Origin of the sequence: Stenotrophomonas sp. GD04054 (assembly GCF_029836955.1) — a bacterium.
Lineage (GTDB): Bacteria > Pseudomonadota > Gammaproteobacteria > Xanthomonadales > Xanthomonadaceae > Stenotrophomonas > Stenotrophomonas maltophilia_A.
The window spans coordinates 344,634-362,933 of record NZ_JAOECR010000001.1 but is presented as its reverse complement, the minus strand read 5'-3'; the positions used below and the strand labels follow the sequence as shown (position 1 = coordinate 362,933).

The 18,300-nt window shown below is 67.6% G+C and carries 19 protein-coding genes and 1 pseudogene; 11 read left to right on the top strand and 9 right to left on the bottom strand.

The features are described from left to right. Window positions 1–78: 78 nt before the first annotated feature. Window positions 79–822: an SDR family oxidoreductase gene (locus tag N7573_RS01705; RefSeq protein WP_279943066.1), complete on the bottom strand. Its 744-nt coding sequence runs from the start codon at window positions 820–822 to the stop codon at window positions 79–81. 106 nt (window positions 823–928) lie between these two features. On the opposite strand from N7573_RS01705, the pseudogene N7573_RS01700 reads away from it, so the two are divergent. Beyond that, window positions 929–1,906 (top strand): annotated as a pseudogene (locus tag N7573_RS01700) (LysR family transcriptional regulator). Here the strand turns inward: N7573_RS01700 and N7573_RS01695 are convergent. The 5 genes from N7573_RS01695 to N7573_RS01675 form a co-directional block, all read right to left on the bottom strand. Continuing rightward, a complete protein-coding gene (locus N7573_RS01695; protein WP_279912155.1) occupies window positions 1,803–3,170 on the bottom strand; it encodes a heavy metal sensor histidine kinase in 1,368 nt (455 codons plus the stop codon). The pseudogene N7573_RS01700 and the gene N7573_RS01695 overlap by 104 nt on opposite strands. Then, window positions 3,167–3,865 carry a heavy metal response regulator transcription factor gene (locus tag N7573_RS01690; protein WP_277778327.1) on the bottom strand — a complete coding sequence of 233 codons (699 nt, stop codon included), beginning with the start codon at window positions 3,863–3,865 and terminating at the stop codon, window positions 3,167–3,169. Before N7573_RS01690 ends, N7573_RS01695 begins: the two co-directional genes overlap by 4 nt. A gap of 45 nt (window positions 3,866–3,910) precedes the next feature. After that, window positions 3,911–4,795, bottom strand: a complete 885-nt coding sequence (gene copD, locus N7573_RS01685; protein WP_279912154.1) for a copper homeostasis membrane protein CopD — start codon at window positions 4,793–4,795, stop codon at window positions 3,911–3,913. A gap of 10 nt (window positions 4,796–4,805) precedes the next feature. Further along, window positions 4,806–5,183 carry a copper homeostasis periplasmic binding protein CopC gene (copC, locus tag N7573_RS01680; protein ID WP_049399735.1) on the bottom strand — a complete coding sequence of 126 codons (378 nt, stop codon included), beginning with the start codon at window positions 5,181–5,183 and terminating at the stop codon, window positions 4,806–4,808. A gap of 99 nt (window positions 5,184–5,282) precedes the next feature. Then, complete coding sequence (locus tag N7573_RS01675) at window positions 5,283–6,137, bottom strand: AraC family transcriptional regulator (RefSeq protein ID WP_279912153.1); 855 nt, start codon at window positions 6,135–6,137, stop codon at window positions 5,283–5,285. 188 nt (window positions 6,138–6,325) lie between these two features. Here N7573_RS01675 and N7573_RS01670 point away from each other — a divergent pair, with 188 nt between their 5' ends. Then, window positions 6,326–8,458, top strand: a complete 2,133-nt coding sequence (locus N7573_RS01670) for a TonB-dependent receptor (protein ID WP_279912152.1) — start codon at window positions 6,326–6,328, stop codon at window positions 8,456–8,458. A gap of 62 nt (window positions 8,459–8,520) precedes the next feature. Here the strand turns inward: N7573_RS01670 and N7573_RS01665 are convergent, their stop codons facing one another. Further along, window positions 8,521–8,997 (bottom strand): MerC domain-containing protein, encoded by a 477-nt coding sequence (locus N7573_RS01665; RefSeq protein WP_279912151.1) that lies wholly within the window; start codon window positions 8,995–8,997, stop codon window positions 8,521–8,523. Window positions 8,998–9,029: 32 nt separating this feature from the next. On the opposite strand from N7573_RS01665, the gene N7573_RS01660 reads away from it, so the two are divergent. The 8 genes from N7573_RS01660 to N7573_RS01625 all read left to right on the top strand — a co-directional run bounded on the left by N7573_RS01660 (window position 9,030) and on the right by N7573_RS01625 (window position 15,657). Then, entirely contained in the window at window positions 9,030–9,563 is a 534-nt protein-coding gene (locus N7573_RS01660; protein WP_277778332.1) for a DUF2796 domain-containing protein, read from the top strand. After that, on the top strand, window positions 9,560–10,255 hold the full coding sequence (locus tag N7573_RS01655) for an ATP-binding cassette domain-containing protein (protein WP_277778333.1): 696 nt from the start codon (window positions 9,560–9,562) through the stop codon (window positions 10,253–10,255). The genes N7573_RS01660 and N7573_RS01655 overlap by 4 nt, the downstream gene beginning before the upstream one ends. Further along, window positions 10,248–11,501, top strand: coding sequence for an ABC transporter permease (locus tag N7573_RS01650; protein ID WP_049399730.1), 1,254 nt, complete (start codon window positions 10,248–10,250; stop codon window positions 11,499–11,501). The genes N7573_RS01655 and N7573_RS01650 overlap by 8 nt, the downstream gene beginning before the upstream one ends. Before the next feature lie 2 nt (window positions 11,502–11,503). Beyond that, entirely contained in the window at window positions 11,504–12,055 is a 552-nt protein-coding gene (locus N7573_RS01645) for a DUF3299 domain-containing protein (RefSeq protein ID WP_279912150.1), read from the top strand. Then, window positions 12,045–12,665, top strand: a complete 621-nt coding sequence (locus N7573_RS01640; RefSeq protein ID WP_279912149.1) for a DUF3299 domain-containing protein — start codon at window positions 12,045–12,047, stop codon at window positions 12,663–12,665. Before N7573_RS01645 ends, N7573_RS01640 begins: the two co-directional genes overlap by 11 nt. Further along, a complete protein-coding gene (locus tag N7573_RS01635; RefSeq protein WP_279912148.1) occupies window positions 12,665–13,411 on the top strand; it encodes a hypothetical protein in 747 nt (248 codons plus the stop codon). Before N7573_RS01640 ends, N7573_RS01635 begins: the two co-directional genes overlap by 1 nt. Before the next feature lie 151 nt (window positions 13,412–13,562). Beyond that, window positions 13,563–15,095 carry an MFS transporter gene (locus tag N7573_RS01630; RefSeq protein ID WP_279912147.1) on the top strand — a complete coding sequence of 511 codons (1,533 nt, stop codon included), beginning with the start codon at window positions 13,563–13,565 and terminating at the stop codon, window positions 15,093–15,095. A gap of 4 nt (window positions 15,096–15,099) precedes the next feature. Next, window positions 15,100–15,657, top strand: coding sequence for a TetR/AcrR family transcriptional regulator (locus tag N7573_RS01625; RefSeq protein ID WP_279912146.1), 558 nt, complete (start codon window positions 15,100–15,102; stop codon window positions 15,655–15,657). 116 nt (window positions 15,658–15,773) lie between these two features. Here N7573_RS01625 and N7573_RS01620 read toward each other — a convergent pair whose 3' ends face one another. Next, the gene (locus tag N7573_RS01620; protein ID WP_279912145.1) at window positions 15,774–16,655 is read right to left on the bottom strand and encodes an AraC family transcriptional regulator; all 882 of its coding nucleotides are present in this window, start codon (window positions 16,653–16,655) and stop codon (window positions 15,774–15,776) included. A 106-nt stretch (window positions 16,656–16,761) separates the two neighbouring features. Here N7573_RS01620 and N7573_RS01615 point away from each other — a divergent pair, with 106 nt between their 5' ends. Then, window positions 16,762–17,298: a peroxidase-related enzyme gene (locus N7573_RS01615; RefSeq protein ID WP_032129465.1), complete on the top strand. Its 537-nt coding sequence runs from the start codon at window positions 16,762–16,764 to the stop codon at window positions 17,296–17,298. Between the two features lie 70 nt (window positions 17,299–17,368). Here the strand turns inward: N7573_RS01615 and fdhD are convergent, their stop codons facing one another. After that, window positions 17,369–18,208: a formate dehydrogenase accessory sulfurtransferase FdhD gene (gene fdhD, locus N7573_RS01610; RefSeq protein WP_153675775.1), complete on the bottom strand. Its 840-nt coding sequence runs from the start codon at window positions 18,206–18,208 to the stop codon at window positions 17,369–17,371. Window positions 18,209–18,300 lie beyond the last annotated feature (92 nt).

The window sequence follows — 18,300 nt, the reverse complement described above, 5'->3', positions numbered from 1 at the left end:
CCCGGCCGCCAGGCATGGCCCGGTAGGTGCCCACCTTGGTGGGCACGCGGCGACGCGCCCACCAAGGTGGGCGACTACCTACACCATCCCGCCATTGGCGCGCAGCACCTGGCCGTTGATCCACCCGCCATCGGCACCGGCCAGGAAGGCCACCGCACCGGCGATGTCCTCCGGCGTACCGAGCCGCTCCAGGGGATTCATCTTCGCCAACCGCTCGATCAGTTCCGGTGACTTGCCCTCCAGAAACAGGTCGGTGGCGGTCGGGCCGGGGGCCACCGTGTTCACCGTGATGTTGCGCCCACGCAGCTCCTTGCTGAGGATCGCTGCCATCGTTTCCACCGCCGCCTTGCTGGCCGCGTACACGCTGTAGTTCTCCAGCCTGATGCCGACCACGCTGGTGGACAGGCTGATCAGGCGGCCGCCGTCGCGCACCCGTCGTGCACTTTCGCGCAGCACGTTGAACGCGCCCTTGAGGTTGATGCCGATCACCCGCTCGAACAACGCGTCATCGCTGTCGGCCAGCGGTGCCAACTGCAGCACGCCGGCACTGTTGACCACCACGTCGATACCGCCGAAGCGCGCCTCGATGGCGTCGAACAGCTGGCGCACCGCCTGCGGGTCGGCCACATCGGCCTGCAGCGCGATGGCCTGCGCACCAGTGGCCATGAGTTCGGCGGCCAGTGCCTCGGCATCATCGCGGCGGCCGGCATAGTTGATCGCCACGGCATGGCCATCGGCGGCGAGCCGCCGGGAAATGGCGGCACCGATGCCGCGGGAACCACCGGTGACCAGGGCGATGCGGCGGGCGGAGGAGGTGGGCATGGTTGGTTCCAGCAGGGCGCGCCGGACTGGCGCAGTGCCATCTTCGCCATCTCATCAGTTCGGATAATCATGCATAATCCGCCAACATAATCCGGATTGCCGAACAATGGACCGATTCACGGCCATGCGTGCCTTCGTCCGTATCGTCGAGCGCCGCAGCTTCACCCGTGCCTCCGAGGACCTCGGCCTGCCGCGGGCCACGGTGACCGATGCGATCAAGGCGCTGGAGAATCGGCTGGGCGTGCGCCTGCTGCACCGGACCACGCGGCTGGTGGTGCCCACCCTGGAAGGCGAGGCGTTCTATGGGCGTTGCCTGCGCCTGATCGCCGACATGGACGATGCCGAAGCCGCGTTCCGTGACGTGCCGCCGCGTGGCCCGCTGCGCATTGAAGTGCATGGCACACTGGGCCGGCATCTGTTGTTTCCGCATCTGCCGGACTTCCTGCAGCATTACCCCGAGATCGAACTGGAGGTCAGCGAAGGCGACCGCTATGTCGACCTGCTGCGCGAAGGCGTGGATGCGGCGTTGCGGGTGGGGACGCTGGCCGACAGCGATCTGGCGGCGCGGCGGTTGACCATGCTGCGGGAAGTTACGGTGGCCGCACCGGGTTATGTGCAGGCGCACGGTGTGCCCGAGACCATCGAATCATTGGAGCAAGGCCACTAGATGGTCGGCTATCGCTCCAGCGCCACCGGCCAGCTGATTCCGCTTGAGTTCCAGCAGGGTGGGCAGGTGCGCTACGTGCCGCTGCCGGCGCGGGTGCGTGTGTCCGGCGCGGACGCGTTCCTTGGTGCCGCGCTGGCGGGCCTCGGTATCATCCAGGCGCCGCGTTACCGGATGGACCCGTACATCGCGCGCGGGCAGTTGGTGGAGCTGTTGCCCGAGACGCCGCCGACGCCGAGTCCACTGAGCCTGGTCTACCCGCGCAACCGCACGCCATCGCCGCGGCTGCGGGTGTTCATCGATTGGGTGGCCGGCACTACCGTGCGGCCACGCTCGGCAGCACCAGCTCGAACAGGGTGCCGGTGTCATCCGACACAACACTCACGCTGCCGCCGTGCGCCTGTGCAATCGCGCGGGTGATCGCCAGGCCCAGTCCGGCACCTTCGTGGCGGCCACGTTCGCCGCGGTAGAAGCGATCGAACAGGCGTGGCAGCGCTTCGGCGGCGATCGGCGTGCCAAGGTTGTGCACGCTGACCCTGCACACGCCATCGGCCTCGACCAGCCGCACCCGCACTTCGCTGCCCACGGCTGCGTACTTCAACGCGTTGGACAGCAGGTTGGCAATCGCCCGGTGCAGCATCAAGCGGTTGCCTTCCATGCTCGCCACCCCTTCGCGGCACAGGGTCAACTGCCGGTCCTCGGCCAGCAGGTCGTAGAACTCCAGCAGAGAATCCACCACCGCATCCAGCGCCACCGGCTCGCGCGAGGGCAGCGCGCCCGGTGCCTCGGCCTGCGCCAGATACAGCAGGTCACCCACGGTCTGCGCCAACTGCTGCAGCTCCTCGGCACACGACGCCAGCGTCTCGCGGTAGGCTTCGTTGCTGCGCGGGTGGGCCAGCACCACCTGTACCTGGGTCAGCATGTTGGTGATCGGCGTGCGCAGCTCATGGGCCAGATCACCAGAGAACTCGGTCAGGCGCGCGAAGTCCTGCTGCAGGCGCGCCAGCATGCCGTTGAGTGTCTGTGCCAGCTGTTCCAGTTCGGCCGGTGCCGTGCGCGCGCTCAGACGGCGCTGCAATCGACCGGCGGTGATCTGCCGGGCTTCATCGGCCAACGTGCGCAGCGGTCGCAGCGTGCGTCGCACTACGTAGCCGCCGAGCAGGCTGCTGGCCACGGCGGCGCCGATGATGGCGATCGCCAGAAGATGGCGGAAGCGCTGCAGGAAATCGGCATGTCGGTCGTCATCGATGGCCAGCAGGGTGACCAGCTGGCTGCCGTCGGCCAGGGTCTGCCGCAGGTGCAGGGCATGCATGCAGCGACCATCATCGAGAATCCAGTCGTGCCGACGCGGGGTGGTATCGATGGGCTGGCTGCGTGCGTGCTCGCGCAGCAGTGCAGGTGCGGTCGAGAACAGCACGGCTCCGTGGCCATTGACGATGTGGAAGGCGATATCGGGATGATGGCTGAGCGCCTCTGCCAACCGCGGGCCGCCTGCGGCGGCGGGCCCATTGCCAGCAATATCGCGGATCAACGCAACCTTGTTCTCCAGTTCGATGAAGTCCTGGGCAACAAGGTCATGGCGGGCGCTGACATAGATGGCCACGCCCAATGCGGCCAGCACCAGCGTGGCCACGATGGCGAACAGCAGCGTCAGCCGCACCGCGATGGAACGGCGCAGGCTCATCCGTTGCTTACAGCGCCGTCGTCTGGAGCTTCGAGCACGTAGCCCATGCCGCGCACAGTGACGATCAGCTTGGCGTCGAAATCATCGTCGATCTTGGCGCGCAGGCGGCGGATCGCCACATCGATGACATTGGTGTCGCTGTCGAAGTTCATGTCCCACACCTGCGAGGCGATCAACGAGCGCGGCAGTACTTCACCGCGCCGCCGCGCCAGAAGTTCCAGCAGGGTGTACTCCTTCTGGCTGAGCGCGATGCGCTGGCCGCCACGCTCCACCCGGCGGCGCTGGGTATCCACCACCAGGTCGGCGATGACGATGCGTTCGGCCTGCGGCAGCGCCTGGCCACGGCGCAGCAGCGTGCGCACGCGTGCCAGCAGCTCGGCGAAGGCGAACGGCTTGCCCAGGTAATCATCGGCCCCAAGCTCCAGGCCCTGCACGCGGTCGGCGATGCTGCTGCGCGCGGTCAGGAACAGTACCGGCACCTGCCAGCCGGCCTCGCGCAGCCGCGACAGCACATTCCAGCCATCCAGACCGGGCAGCATCACATCGAGAATGACCAGCTGGTACTCGCCGCTACCGGCCAGGTGCAGCCCGTCGACGCCGTTGCAGGCGAGATCGACCACGTAGCCGGCCTCGATCAGGCCCTGGCGCAGGTAGTTGCCGGTCTTGGGTTCGTCTTCGACGATCAGCAGTTTCATGGTGCGCCCATCATCGCAGCTTGGGCGTGGGCTGGCTGCGCAGTCTCATGCCAGCGGATCCAGCGTGCCGAGAATCGCGACACAGGCCAGCACCAGCAGCGCCAGTACCGATTCGCAGGCCAGGCTGTGGCGCAGTGAACGCAGCGGCCTGGGCTGCCAGCCACCCCGGATGGAGACCGCCAGCGCCGGCACCAGCCGCCAGCGATGCAGCGCGGCCAGGCCCAGCATGCCACCCACCAGTGCCAGCTTGAGCAGCAGCCAGCGTCCATGCGCGGCGCCGGTCAGGGTCTGTATGGAACCGCCGAGATCGACATAGGTATAGGTGCCGGTCATCGCCAGCAGGGCGACGATGATCGTGCCGGGCAGGGCGAAGCCGTGCGCGGCCTGCCATAGTTCGTGGGTGCGCTCGCGCAGGCTCGGCCCTTGCCGCCGCAGTGCCAACTGTACGATGGCGGCGATCGCACCGATCCAGGCACCGGCCGCCAGCAGGTGCACGATGCCGGCAGCAAGACGCAGCCGGCCAGCGACCCCATCGCCAGCAGCGGCGTGGCCGTTCCAGGCGAGGCTGGCCAGGGTCACCGTCGAGAGTGCCAGCAGTGCGGGGCGGCGCAGGCCCTGTACCGGGCGATTGACTGCCAGCAGCGGCAGCATTGCCAGCAGGGCCAGGATGCGCAGCAGTCCCGCCTCGCCCACCGGCGTACCGGTAAGAAACCAGCGCGCTGTCTCGCCATCGATGTCGACCGGTGATATGCCAAGCACGCCGGACAATCGGGTGACCACATCGATGCCGACCAGCACCAGTGCCACCAGAACGAGGGCCAGCGAGACGCTACGCGGCAGTCCGGGGCGGACGAACAGCATCCGCCCGAACAGCAGCATCAGGGCCAGATACAGCGCCAGCCGCAGCGCGTATGGCGAAAGCTCGGCCACAGCGATGGCCTTACTTCACGGTGAAGCGGTAGGTGCCGGTGATCGGATGGCTGTCCTGGCCGACCGCGCGCCACTGCAGCGCGTAACTGCCGGCGGGCAGCGGCTTGGCAAAGCGCGCGCGCAGGGTGTGGCCGTCCTCGGAGATCTCCTGCGCCGTGGTTGGCATCGCCATCTTCATGCGGCCGTGGTCCATGCTCAGTTCGATGCGGGTGGCACGCGGCATCACCTTCTCACTGAACTGCAGCTCGATCTGGCTGGCCGGGGCCACGGTGGCATCGGCCGCTGGCGTCGAACGCACCAGGCTGGGATGGGCCAGCGCCAGCGGCGCGGCCGAAAGGCCGGACAGCAGCAGGGCGAGCGGGGCGACGCGGAACAGGGAGCGGGTCATATGCGGATCACCGATGAGGAAGTGGCCTGCAGGGTGACGTCCACCGCCTTTCGAGGCCCTGACCTGGACATTACCAGTTCGTAATGTTGGCGGCCGGCACTACCGGGCCCGTGACTGCGCGATCCATGCTGACGGCGAACAACCGACCACACGCCGGAAGGCCGCGCTGAACTTGCTGGGATTGGCGTAGCCACTGGCCAGCGCAACCTCGGTGACGCTGCATCCCTGGGCCAGTGCCCCGCGTGCCCATCGCATGCGGCGTCGGGTCAGGAACGCATAGGGCGGCAGGCCGGTGGCGGCGCGCAGCGCTCGACCGAACGTGGACGGTTCCATCTGCACCGCAGCGGCCAACTGTGCGACCTCAAGAGGCTGGCCGTGCTGTGCATCGATGTAGGCCTCTAGCTGCTGCAGCCGCCGCGTGGACAGTGCCGTGTCCCTGCCGCGTTCCGTGCAGGCAAGCCCGGCAAGCTGACCCAGGCGGTGCAGCAGCACCTGCGCGCCATGCTCGAGGAAGCCGGGCAGGCAAACATCAGCCTGCGCGCTGCACCACAGCGCCTGCAGCACCGAAGTAATCACCGGGTCGTGGTGCAGCCGCGCCGCCAGCGGCTGCAGCTGTTGCAACTGCTGCGGATCCTGCGGATGCAGGTGGGTATCGATGGCGATGCCGAGCAGATCGACCGCGGGGCTGGCATAGGTGCCGGTGTCTCCCGGCAGCACCAGATTGAACTGGCCGGGCCGCCACGGCGCCTGCAGAAGACCGCTGAGGGTGCGCTGCTGCAGCCGACCGCCGCCGCCCACGGCCAGGCCCAGGCGCAGTTGCTGCGGATGTCCCATCTCACCTTCGCTGGCATCGAAGCGATGACGCAGCAGCACCACCGCACCATCGTCGCTGGCGTAGGCCGCAGGGGCCTGCGACCGGGTTTCCTGCAGCAGCTGGTCGGCGAGGGCGGGCATCACGGATCCGGGAATGGAGCGGCGCTGCCGGAAATGGAGTGGCGGCAGGATGCGAATGTTACAGGATAACATTCTTGTCCTGCGCTGCCGCCGCCCGCGCGTCCGTCACTCCATCCGTCGAGGTTCCCGCTTTGAAGTCGTCCACGCCTGCTGCCGCGCTCATCGCAGCATCCCTGCTCGTTCCTGCCTTGCCCGCCCTTGCCCAGCAGGCTGACCCGGCCACGCTCGACGGTGTCCGCGTCACCGGTTCCAAGCGCGATACCCCTTACCTGAAGAGCGATCTGTCGGTGACGGTGCTCGACAGGCAGGCCCTGAAAGAAGCCGGCGTCACCGAGTTCCGTGACCTCGACAAGCTCGCGCCGAACGTCAAGTTCAATGCGATGGGCCAGCTCAGCAACATGTTCATCTCGATCCGCGGCATCGAGTCCAATCCATTCCTGGTCAATCGTGCCTCGGTCTACATCGATGGCATTCCGTTCCGCGAGCTGAGCAATGCCGTGCTCAACCAGGTCGAGTCGGTGGAGGTGCTGCGTGGCCCGCAGGGCACGCTGTACGGCGCCAACAGCGAATCCGGCCTGGTACTGGTGCGCACACGCGGCCCGGCTGATGCACGCGAGGGCGAGATCAATGTGCGCAGCACCTGGTTCGGCAACGGCAATGGCACCGCTCTCGATGGCTTCCTGGCAGGGCCGCTGAACAAGACGGGCAGCCTGTCCGGCTCGGTGGCATTCATGGGCTCCGACGAGGATGCATACCTGAAGAACCTCACACCTTCCGGTGCGCGCGGCAAGGTCGGCGAAGGCTACCTGCAGGGCAAGCTGCGCTGGCAGCCGAGCGATTACGTTTCGGTGAACGCGCTGGCCTACCACCTGCGCACCCGCGCGCCGGGCATGTTCGAGTATGAATACCTGCCGCTGGATACCGGCCTCTACAACCGCACCTACGGCACATCGCTCAATGGCGGCCGCCGTGCCGGTGACTTCACCTACATCAACGATGCCCCCAAGCGCACCGAAAAGGACGAAACGGTGGCCGGCCTCAGTGCGCAATGGCAGCTGCAGGCCGGCACGCTGGACGTGGCCGCTTCCTGGCGGGACGAGGAGGTGACCTCGGCCGGCTACGACTTCGACATGACCAACAGCCCGGCATTGGCCGGCCGCATCTACGACAGGAAGAAGGAATGGACGGCCGAGGCGCGCTTCAGCTCGCCCAGCGACCAGGCGTTGACCTGGATGGCCGGTGTGTCGACCTACCGCAACAGCAAGGATTCGATCCTCGGCACCTTCGTCGGCCCGGCGCTGCACGGGCTGGACAGCTACAACCTGGCACCGCGGCAGACCTCCAAGGGCGAGGACTACAGCGTCTTCGCCACCGCCAGCTATACCTTCCCGGCGGTGCCGAAGCTGACGGCCAGCGCCGGCCTGCGCCATGAGCAGGCACGGCGCTCCACCGAACAGCGTGCCGGTGCGCTGGATCTGGGCGCCGGTGGCCGCGTGCTGTACCGCGATGCCGCGCTGGCGCATACCTTCTCGGCCACGCTGCCGCGGCTGTCGCTGCGCTACGACGCCACTGACGACCTGTCCTTCTACGCGGCCTCGGCCAAGGGCTACATTCCGGGTGGCTTCAATCTGGCTGCGGCGCAGAGCGATGTGGTCAACGACAAGGTGCTGCGCTACGAGTCCGAGCGCATGTGGAGCCATGAGCTGGGCTTCAAGATGAACCTGGCCGGCGGTCGTGGCCACATCGGCGGCGCGCTGTTCCACATCACCTCGGACAACTGGCAGGAGATCCAGGTTGCCACCGATGGCAACGGCCGCCCGATCTCGTCGGACTACGTAGGTTCGGATGCCTCGATCCGTTCGCGTGGTGCCGAGCTGGAGGGCGTGTTTGAAGTGCTGCCGGGTTTCACCCTGATGGCGAATGTGGGCTACGTCGATGCGAAGTACACCAAGCTGTGGGTCAGCGTGGACCAGAACCTGGATGGCAAGCGGGTCAAGCTGACCCCTCACTACACTGGCTATCTGGCGGCGCGCTATCAGTTCGACTCCGGCATCCATGCACGGCTGGAATCGCAGTTCACCGGCTCCAGTGCACTGGATGAACGCAACCGCGCGTTCCAGCCCGCAGTGGCCGTGCTCGGTGCGCAGCTGGGCTACGAGACCGGGCCGTGGAGCGCGCGGGTGTTCGTGCAGAACCTGACCAACAAGCGCCGCATCAATGGCCTGATCTTCGACAACCTGGCCTTCGGCCGCGACGGCAACTACTACGGACCGGTGGACAGCCCGCGGATCTTCGGCGCGGAAGTGGGGTACCGCTTCTGACGAATCCACGGTAGATCTACGCCAAGCGTGGATGGCGGCACCCCGCCGGGCATGGCCCGGCGCTACCGTGGGCCGTGCAATGCCCGCCGGTTGCCGATGTGCGCGCATGCCAGCAGCACGCCACCGCAGGCGGTGGCCACACCATGCCAGAGCAGCGATTCCTTCAACGGCAGGTACAGCGACGCCGACACCAGCAGGACCGTGCCAACCACGGCCAGCCGCACCGGCAGCCAGCGCCCATGCCGGTACAGCCCGGCCGTGGTACTGGCCAGCGCCAGCGTCGAGGCCATCAATGCGAACAACCATTCCCAGCGCGACATCATCAACAGCAGCGTCATCACGCCGTGGCCGGGGTGCTGGAACGAGCGCAGCGCCATCATTGCCGCCGGCACGAAGGCCAGCAGCAGGGGCAGGGCGATGCAATGGGCGGCGCAGGCCAGTGACAGCCAGGCGCCGGCCAGATCGAAACGGGGATGCCAGCGTGCCGAAGTTGGCGGCTGGGCCAGAGCCCTTGCGGGGGTCGGGGGGATGTGGTCCATTATGTTACATAGTAACAATTGGAGTCTCCCCCATGAAGCTTCCTGCTGCTCTTTTCCTGCTGCTGGCCGCCAACGCGGCCCAGGCACACGATGTCCGCCAGCACGCGCCACACGTGCACGGCCAGGCCACTGTTGATCTCGCACTCGATCAGGGAACGCTGGAGTTCGCCCTGCAGGCGCCGGGCATCGGCATTCTTGATTTCGAGCGACCGCCGGCCGATGCAGCCGAGCAGGCCGCGCTGGCACGGGCTACGGCAGTGCTGAGGGGGGGCAGCTGGGTTACTTTGCCCACCGCGGCAGGCTGCCGTCTGGCCAGCGGTAAAGCCGATGCAGACGGCTTCGACGCGACGGCCGCCGCGCCGCCGCCAGGGCAGCATCGGCACGCAGGTTTCAGCGCAACGCTGCAGTACCACTGTGCCAAACCTGCCGAGCTGCGCGCCATCGTCTTACGCCTTCCCGTGCTGTTCCCCGGCCTGCACGAAGTCATCGTCAACAGCGCAACCGCAAGTGGCCAGAACCGCAGTGTGCTGACCCCGGACAATCTGCGCGTGGTGCTGGCTCCGTGAGCGCAGCACCGGTGATTGCGTTGGAAGACGTGCAGTTCGGCTACGACATGCGGCTGGTGCTGGACATTCCGAAGTTGTGGATCGAGCAGGGCAGCAGCGTGTTGCTGCGCGGAATCAGTGGCGGTGGCAAAAGCACCCTGCTGGGCCTGCTGGCGGGTGTGCTGCTGCCCGGCAAGGGCCGTGTCGAGGTGGCCGGCCAGGCGTTGCAGGGCATGGGAGGTGCGGCGCGGGATCGTTTCCGTGCCGATCACCTGGGCGTGATCTTCCAGCAGTTCAATCTGCTGCCGTTTCTCAGCGTACGCGACAACATCGCGTTGGGCCTGCGCTTTTCGCGCCTGCGCAGCGCGCGCATCAGTGGGCCGCTGGATGCCGAGATCGCCCGCCTGCTGCAGGCCCTGCAGCTCAATCCCGAGCTGATGCAGCGGCGCGCGGGTACGCTCAGTGTTGGCCAGCAACAACGCGTGGCGGCCGCACGCGCCCTGATCGGCCGCCCCGCAGTACTGCTGGCTGACGAGCCGACTTCGGCGCTGGATCGCCAAGCCGCGACCGCCTTCCTGCAGCTGATGTCCGCACAGTGCCGGGCCGCCGGTACCACGGTTCTGGTGGTCAGCCACGATGAATGCCTGCAGCCCTTGTTCGACCGCACCATCGCGTTGTCGCAGATCAATCACGCAGGTTGCACCCATGCTTGAACTTGCCTGGGCCAGCCTGCGCAGCCGCGCATTGAGCGTCAGCCTCACCGTGCTGGTGATCACCCTCAGCGTGGTGCTGCTGCTCGGTGTTGAGCGCGTGCGCACGCAGGCGCATGAAGGTTTCGCCAGCACCGTTTCAGGCACGGACCTGATCGTCGGTGCCCGCTCCGGGCCGGTGAACCTGCTGCTGTATTCGGTGTTCCACATCGGCGACCCGACCAACAACGTGTCCTGGCAGTCCTACCAGGAGCTGTCCTCGCTGCCGCAGGTGAAGTGGGCGGTGCCACTGTCGCTGGGCGATTCGTGGCGCGGCTATCGGGTGGTCGGCACCAGTGGCGGCTACTTCGAGCACTATCGTTACGGCGCGGGACATGCGCTGGCGTTTGCACATGGGCGGCCGTTCGACGACCTGTACGACGCCGTGATCGGCGCAGAGGTGGCGCACGCGCAGAAGGTCGGCATCGGCGACGAGATCGTGCTGGCCCATGGCACCGGCGCGGTCACGCTGGCCACGCATGCCGACAAGCCGTTCCGTGTGGCTGGCATCCTGCAGCGCACCGGCACGCCGGTCGATTCGTCGGTGCTGGTCTCGCTGCCGGCCATCGAGGCGATCCATGTCGACTGGCGCTCCGGCGTGCAGCTGCGCAGCCAGAGCGTCAGCGCCGAGCAGGCGCGCCACCTGGACCTGACCCCGACCAGCATCACCGCCTTCATGCTCGGGCTGAACTCGCGCATTGCCACGTTCTCGGTACAGCGCAGGATCAACGAGTATCCGGATGAGGCGATGCTGGCGATCCTGCCCGGCGTGACCCTGCAGCAGCTGTGGCAGTCACTGGGCACGGCCGAGCGGGCTCTGCAGCTGATCAGCGCGATGGTGGTGCTGCTGGGCATGGTCTCGCTGGTGGCGCTGCTGGTCTCGACCCTGCAGGAGCGCCGGCGCGAGATGGCGGTGCTGCGTGCCATCGGTGCACGCCCGGGCTATATCGCCAGCCTGCTGGTGGTGGAGGCGGTAGCGACCAGCGCGCTTGCCTGCGTGCTCGCACTGGCCGCACTGGTGGTGGCCAGCCTGGCCGGGCGTGGCTGGGCGCTGGCCAACTTCGGCCTGTCGATCACCCACATCTGGCCGGATGGCCGCGAACTGGCGTGGGTCGCGGGTGTGCTGGCGATCAGCGCGGTGGCCGGCCTGGTCCCGGCGCTGCTGGCCTATCGGCGCACGCTGGCCGATGGCCTGTCACCCGGGGGCTGAGCATGCGCTGGTTGCCGCTGTTGCCAATCCTGCTGGTGCTGACCGCCTGCGAACGCCCGGTCGATACCGGCGTGCAGGCGCTGACACCGTCGCCGGTGATCGATCGCGATGCCCCGGCAGCTGCCGAGGAACAGGAACTGGACTGGTTGCAGATGATGCCGAAGGAAGAACTGGCGGCGCTGGAGCGCGGCGAGGGCCCGGAGGTGGAGCACAACGGCAACCGGCGCATGCCGCAGTTCGGTACGTTCCGCACCGTGGACACCGTATTGCAGCGGCCGGTGCGCTTGCCGGGTTACGTGGTGCCGCTGGCCAACGCGCAGGACGGGCGGCTGACCGAATTCCTGTTCGTGCCGTACTACGGTGCCTGCATCCATGTGCCGCCGCCACCGCCGAACCAGATCGTGCACGTGGTGCTGCCGCGCCCGATCGATATGCCGGACATGTATTCGCCGTTCTTCCTGGCCGGTACCCTGCGTGCAGAACGGCTGGACGATGATCTGGCCGGCTCCGCCTATACCATGCGCGATGCGCAGCTGAGGCCGTATGAACCGTAGTGTCATGATCGGACTAGCGTGTTGCCTGGGCTTGCTGGGGTGTACGCAGGCAGGTGGGGACGCTAAGGCCCTCAGCACAGTACCAGGCGCTGCGCGGCAGGCCACGACCGAAGCGCCCATCGATCGCTGGGATGCGCTGCGGCCCGACGAAGTGACCTACCAGCGTCCGCCGCCGCAGATCGGCCTGTCACGCAACGGCATGGACGGGGTCGGCGGGCTGATCGACGACACCGGCTCGGGCACGCCACCGGGGCAGGAGATCGACCATTCCAGTCCGGATCGTGCCAAGCAGTTCGGCTCTTCGCGCGTGGTCGACGCTGTCGACGGTCGCGCGGTGGATCTGGATGGCTACGTGGTGCCGCTGGGCACCAACGACGCCGGGCTGGTGGATGAACTGCTGTTCGTGCCGTTCTACGGGGCCTGCATCCATGTGCCGCCACCGCCACCGAACCAGATCATCCATGTGACCCTGGCCACGCCGATCGCACTGGGAGACCTGTGGGACCCGTACCGGCTTGCCGGCCGCCTGCAGGTCAAGCGCTTCGATGCGGATATCGCCAGCGCGTCCTACGACGCGGCTGCGGCGACACTGACGGCGATCCACAATTGATGCGCACGCGTTGGATCATCGTTGCGGGCGTGTTGGTCACCAGCGTGGTGTTGCTGGTGTGGTGGCACCTGCGCGTCGACGTGACCGAGCCACCGGCGATCGCCTTCCCGGCACCCGCGACCGATGCCAGCCAGCGCATCGAACAACGCCTCGGCGAAGACCACGCCTTTCGCAATGATGTGCTGTTCCTGCTGGCGGCAACGTTGCGCGACCGCTGCCAGCCGGCACAGACGGGGCTGCTGGCGCGCATGGCCAATCGTGCATCGTTGCCGGTGTTGGCGGCGGTCAGTGCGGTGACCCAGCAGGATCCAACGCTGGACCGGCCGATCTACCAGTACATCCAGCATCGTGCCGACGCCACGCGCTGTGGCCAGCCGCTGCAGATGCCGTTGGCCGGCGGGCGCAGCATGCAGGTGGACATCGAACAGTACGCGCGCACCTTCCCGGACAGCTACTTCGACCCGCAGCGCAGCAGTGAGCCGCGGGATTTCGGCGGCCTGTCGTTGCAGCAACGCGCAGGGAATGCCTGCAACAGCGTGGTGTATTCGGTACTGCCGCTGGGGGGCACCGATTGGCGGTGCAGCAGCCTGCGCGCCAATGCCCGTGCGCGGGTGCGCGGGCTGTGCGAGGACGAACTGCGGCGCCAGCATGGGGCAACGGGCGGGGAACTGGACATGGCCGTGGGGCAGGGCATGCAGGGTGCGGTGGTGTCGGCGATTGCCGCGCTGCCGGAAGACTGCCGATAAGCGTTTACCAGTAGAGCCAGGCCATGCCTGGCTGGCGGTTCAGCCAAGCAGACTTGCCCCTACAGACCCTGAACTGGTGGATTCCGAAGATCATAACTATACAGGACATCCGGTATAGTTATGGCCGTACTCCATCCCACCAGGTTCTCCCATGGCTTTGTCCCAGCCCCTGGCCGGTGCTCCGGCCCTGTCGCGTGCCCGTCGCTGGGCGCTGCTGTTCACCGTCGCCGCCGGCCTGCTGCTGGTTACGCTCGACAACTCCGTGCTCTACACCGCACTGCCCACCCTCACCGAGGAACTCTCGGCCAGTGCCGGCCAGGCGCTGTGGATCATCAACGCCTATCCGCTGGTGATGGCCGGCCTGCTGCTCGGCGCGGGCACGCTGGGCGACCGCATCGGCCACCGCCGCATGTTCCTGATCGGCCTGGTGGTGTTCGGCATCGCCTCGCTGGCAGCGGCGTTCGCTGGTACAGCGGCGCAGCTGATTGCCGCGCGCGCGTTCCTGGCGATCGGCGCGGCCGCGATGATGCCGGCCACGTTGGCGTTGATCGGCCTGAGCTTCCACGAAGAGCGCGAGCGCAACATTGCCATCGCGATCTGGGGCTCGGTGGCCATCGTCGGTGCAGCGCTGGGTCCGATCATCGGCGGCTGGCTGCTGCAGCACTTCTGGTGGGGCTCGGTGTTCCTGATCAACGTGCCGGTGGTGGTGGTGGCCTTCGTCGCTACCCTGCTGCTGGCACCGGAAGGCCAGCGCGATACCTCGCGGCCGTGGGACCTGGTGTCTTCGTTGCTGGCATTGGCGGCGCTGTCCGGCCTGGTGCTGGCGATCAAGTCGCTGATCGCCACGCCGCCGTCGTATGCGCTGGGTGCCGGTGCGCTGCTGCTGGCCGTCATCAGCGGCGCGGCGTTTGCACGTCGCCAGCGGCAGTTGCCGTACCCGTTGCTGGACTTCGCGATCTTCCGCAATCCGGCGTTCCTTGCCGGCACGCTGTCGGCGGTATTCACCTTGTTCGCGATGGCTGGCCTGCAGCTGGTTACCACCCAGCGTTTCCAGCTGGTGGCGGGCTTCACGCCGCTGCAGGCAGGCCTGCTGGTATCGGTGGCGGCGCTGGGCAGCCTGCCGAGTGCACTGCTGGGCGGCAGCATCCTGCACCGCGTGGGCCTGCGTCCGCTGATCTGTGGTGGCCTGGCGGCTGGCGCCGTGGGTGTCGGTGTTGTGGCGTTCGGCTTCCCGCACGGCCTCGGCTGGGTGGTGGCGGGCATGGCGATCACCGGTTTCGGCATGGGCTCGGCCATCTCGGTGGCGTCCACTGCCATCCTCAACAACGTACCGGCGCACCGCGCGGGCATGGCCTCGTCGGTGGAAGAGGTGTCCTACGAGTTTGGTGGCCTGCTCGCGGTGGCGATGCTGGGCAGCCTGAGTGCGGCAATGTACGGTGCCTTCCTGCCGGTCTCGGCGGACATGCCCGAGCTTGCCCGAGAGGGCTTCACGCAGGCGCTGCATGCCGCACGCGAAAGCGGGCAGGGCGAGTGGTTCGCGCTGGCTGCGGCCGCATATGACCGTGGCTACCAGATCGTGCTGCTGGTGATCACGGTGGTGCTGGCAGTGGGTGCGGCGATCATCGCGCGCCTGCTGCGGGGGCGCGTCGGTGGCCGCGAGGGTGCGGCCGATCGCGTAAAATGACGCGATGAGAACCAGCAAGCGCGACCGCATCCTCGACGCCGCCGTCAACGTGATCAATCGTGACGGCGTGCGCGCGGTGACCTTCGAGTCGGTGGCGGCCGAGGCCAAGCTGACCCGCGGCGGCCTGCTGTACCACTTCCCGTCGCGCGAGTCGCTGCTGCGCGGCATCGACGAGCATCTGGTGCAGGCCTGGGAGACGTCGATGGAAACGCTGCTGGGCAAGACCGCAGGTGAGGCCACGGCGCTGGAGCGCTACCAGACCTTCGTGCGCGTCTCGGCGCAGAGCGCCACCCGCGCCGAGCTGATGTTCATGCTCGAATCGGCCGACCCGGACGCCGACGAGCGTCCGTGGGGACCGGCTGTGCGGCGCTGGGCACCGTTGCCGCCGTCGGCCGGACAGAATGACCCGGCCGCACTCGACAACTTCGTGGCGCGGCTGGCCGCCGATGGCCTGTGGATCTACGAGGCGATGTACGAAGGGCAGCTGGATGAAAGCGTGCGCGCCCAGGTGGCCGAACGCATCGCCGGGCTGCTGGCGAAGAACGATGGAACGTCCAGCTGAGCCGTCGACCGACGCGGGGACGTTGCTCTTGGTAGAGCCGACCGCTGGTCGGCTGCTCACGAAAATCCCGCGCTGCGCGCGATAGTCGACCAGCGGTCGACTCTACCCCTCTCCATTTACCCAGCCTGTGCTGCGGTCGCCGCCAACCACGCCCTGGGCGACGCCCCCAACCGCTTGCGGAACGCCTTCGACAACGACGCGGTATCGGCAAACCCCACCTCGATCGCCACCTGCTTGACCGCCACACCTGCCCGCAGCTGCGCGCAGGCCAGGCTCAGCCGCCAGTCGAGCAGATAGCTTGCCGGCGTCGCCTGCATCACATCCTTGAACACGGCTGCGAACGCGCTGCGCGACATGCCGGCGGTCGACGCCATGCGCGGCAGCGTCCATTCGTCCTGCGGCGCCTGGTGCATCGCCACCAGCGTGCGTGCCAGCCGCGCGTCGGACAGCCCGCGCATCAGCCCGTGGCTGACCCCGGCCGCATCGGGATGATCGACCACCCAGCGCAGGATCTGGATCAACGCCACCTCGAACAGCCGGTTGGTCAGCAGCCGCGAACCGCAGCGTTGGCGGTCGGCCTCGGTGAACAGCAGATGCAGGGTGTCGTCCAGTTCGCTGATCGCGGCCAGCGGCACCACCATCACCGGCGGTAGCGACTGCACGATGGGATTGCGCGCGCCGCCATCGAAGTCGAGTGTGGCGCAGGTGAAGTCCGGGCCATCCAGCGGCGCATTGAAGAACACATGATGCAGCGGCTGCGGGTACAGCAGCAGGCTCGGGGTGTCGATCTTCAACCGAGGCAGCGCGGTATCGCCATCGGGATGGCGGACCTCCATCTCACCCTGGCGCAGGATGTGCAGGAACGCACGACCGGGCTGCGGCTCGAAGACATGGCGCCCGCACAGCGGACCGCTGTGGAACAGCGCGGCCTGCACCCGGAAGCGTTCCAGCAGAGAGGAGAGGCGGTCGGGCGCGGTGGTGTCGAGGGAAATGCTCATGGACGTATGGACAAAAGATGTGGCTGATACGGCCTTATTCGTCCAATAAGTCTACCTAGGATGAGCGGGTCGTCCAATCCCGGGCGCTTTCCCAAGGAGATCCACCATGTCCCGTGTCCCCCTGATCGATGCCGCCAACACCACCGCCGACCGCCAGGCCCTGCTGGGCCAGGTCCACGCCGCCTTCGGTGCCACCCCGGCCATGTTCCGCGCGGTGGCCAATTCGCCGGCCGCCCTGCAGAGCATGTGGGGCTCGTTCGGCGCACTGGGCGGCGGTCGCCTGTCGCCGCTGCTGGGCGAGCAGATCGCCGTCGCCATCGCCAACCGCAATGCCTGCGAATACTGCCTGGCCGCGCACACGGCGCTGGGTCGCAAGGCCGGCGCCAGCAGCGAGCAGATGGCTGCCGCGCAGATCGGCCAGTCCAGCGATCCGGCCACTTCGGCGGCGCTCGACTTCGCGCTGAAGGTGGTCGAGCAACGTGCGCAGATCGCCGACAGTGATGTGCAGGCGTTGCGCGCAGCCGGCTTCGATGACGAGCAGATCGTCGAGATCCTCGCCCATGTGGCGCTCAACCTGTTCACCAACTACGTCAACGTGGCGTTCGACGTGCCGGTGGACTTCCCGAAGGTGGCGCTGCGCTGAGGTACGGTCTAGCCCGGGTGGCAATGGGCCGCCCGGGCCGGTCGAAAGGGAGCAGACGGGGTGGTCGGCGCTACCTGTCGTCCGCCTGCAGCCGCTCGGGGTGCGTATACACATTGAACCCGCTCTCCCGCGCGAATCCGACCAGGCACAGTCCGGCACTGCGGGCCAGGTCGATCGCCAGCGCGGTCGGCGCAGACACCGCTGCCAGCACGCTGGCACCCGCACGTATCGCCTTGCTGACCATCTCATAGCTGGCGCGGCTGGAAATCACCAGCAACCCACCGTCGATGGCGTGCTCGTTGTGATGCAGGGCGCCGATCAGTTTGTCCAACGCATTGTGACGGCCCACATCCTCGCGCACCCAGCCAATCCGCCCGCTGGCATCGGCCCAGGCCGCGGCGTGCGTCGATCCACTCACCGCATTCATCGGCTGATGCTGCGCCAGCGTGGCCAGCGCCCGCTGCAACGCGGCATGAGGATAGGTGCGGCGCTCGCGGATCTGCGGCAGCGGGCGCAGCACATCCTCCAGCTGGCGCGTGCCGCACAGGCCGCAGCCACCGCGACCGGGCAGCAGGCGGCCATTGGCCGGATCCAGATCGGCACCGGGTGCGTCTTCGGAAACGGTCATCTGCAGTTCGATGCCCTCCAGCTGCGGGCGGACCTCAATCGACAGCAGCTGCGAGGGCGTAGTGATCAGCCCCTCGCTGAGCGAGAATCCCAGCGCGAAGTCTTCCAGGTCGCAGGGCGTGGCCATCATCACTGCGAAGGCGGCGCCGTTGTAGCGCAGTGCAACCGGCACTTCCTCGGCCACCACGTCGACCTGCTGCTGGTGCCCCTCGCTGCGCCAGCGCTGCAACGGGCGCTGGGCCGTGCCGGCAGGCGGGGTGTGCGGCGGGGTCGAGTCAGGCATGCAGCGCGTCCGGGCAAGGGAAATACGCAGGTGGTGGACCACCCACGGCTTCGAGAATAGCGCAGTGGCCGGGCGCTGACGCGGGTGTAACC

Bases quoted from the DNA above. Each gene is read 5' to 3' on its own strand.
- N7573_RS01705 (WP_279943066.1), bottom strand. From the start codon at position 822: ATGCCCACCTCCTCCGCCCGCCGCATCGCCCTGGTCACCGGTGGTTCC.
- copC (WP_049399735.1), bottom strand. From the start codon at position 5,183: ATGACCCGCTCCCTGTTCCGCGTCGCCCCGCTCGCCCTGCTGCTGTCC.
- N7573_RS01620 (WP_279912145.1), bottom strand. From the start codon at position 16,655: ATGAGCATTTCCCTCGACACCACCGCGCCCGACCGCCTCTCCTCTCTG.
- fdhD (WP_153675775.1), bottom strand. From the start codon at position 18,208: ATGCCTGACTCGACCCCGCCGCACACCCCGCCTGCCGGCACGGCCCAG.
- N7573_RS01660 (WP_277778332.1), top strand. From the start codon at position 9,030: ATGAAGCTTCCTGCTGCTCTTTTCCTGCTGCTGGCCGCCAACGCGGCC.
- N7573_RS01625 (WP_279912146.1), top strand. From the start codon at position 15,100: ATGAGAACCAGCAAGCGCGACCGCATCCTCGACGCCGCCGTCAACGTG.
- N7573_RS01640 (WP_279912149.1), top strand. From the start codon at position 12,045: ATGAACCGTAGTGTCATGATCGGACTAGCGTGTTGCCTGGGCTTGCTG.
- N7573_RS01695 (WP_279912155.1), bottom strand. From the start codon at position 3,170: ATGAGCCTGCGCCGTTCCATCGCGGTGCGGCTGACGCTGCTGTTCGCC.
- N7573_RS01650 (WP_049399730.1), top strand. From the start codon at position 10,248: ATGCTTGAACTTGCCTGGGCCAGCCTGCGCAGCCGCGCATTGAGCGTC.
- N7573_RS01630 (WP_279912147.1), top strand. From the start codon at position 13,563: ATGGCTTTGTCCCAGCCCCTGGCCGGTGCTCCGGCCCTGTCGCGTGCC.
- N7573_RS01615 (WP_032129465.1), top strand. From the start codon at position 16,762: ATGTCCCGTGTCCCCCTGATCGATGCCGCCAACACCACCGCCGACCGC.
- N7573_RS01675 (WP_279912153.1), bottom strand. From the start codon at position 6,137: ATGCCCGCCCTCGCCGACCAGCTGCTGCAGGAAACCCGGTCGCAGGCC.
- N7573_RS01635 (WP_279912148.1), top strand. From the start codon at position 12,665: ATGCGCACGCGTTGGATCATCGTTGCGGGCGTGTTGGTCACCAGCGTG.
- N7573_RS01665 (WP_279912151.1), bottom strand. From the start codon at position 8,997: ATGGACCACATCCCCCCGACCCCCGCAAGGGCTCTGGCCCAGCCGCCA.
- N7573_RS01690 (WP_277778327.1), bottom strand. From the start codon at position 3,865: ATGAAACTGCTGATCGTCGAAGACGAACCCAAGACCGGCAACTACCTG.
- N7573_RS01645 (WP_279912150.1), top strand. From the start codon at position 11,504: ATGCGCTGGTTGCCGCTGTTGCCAATCCTGCTGGTGCTGACCGCCTGC.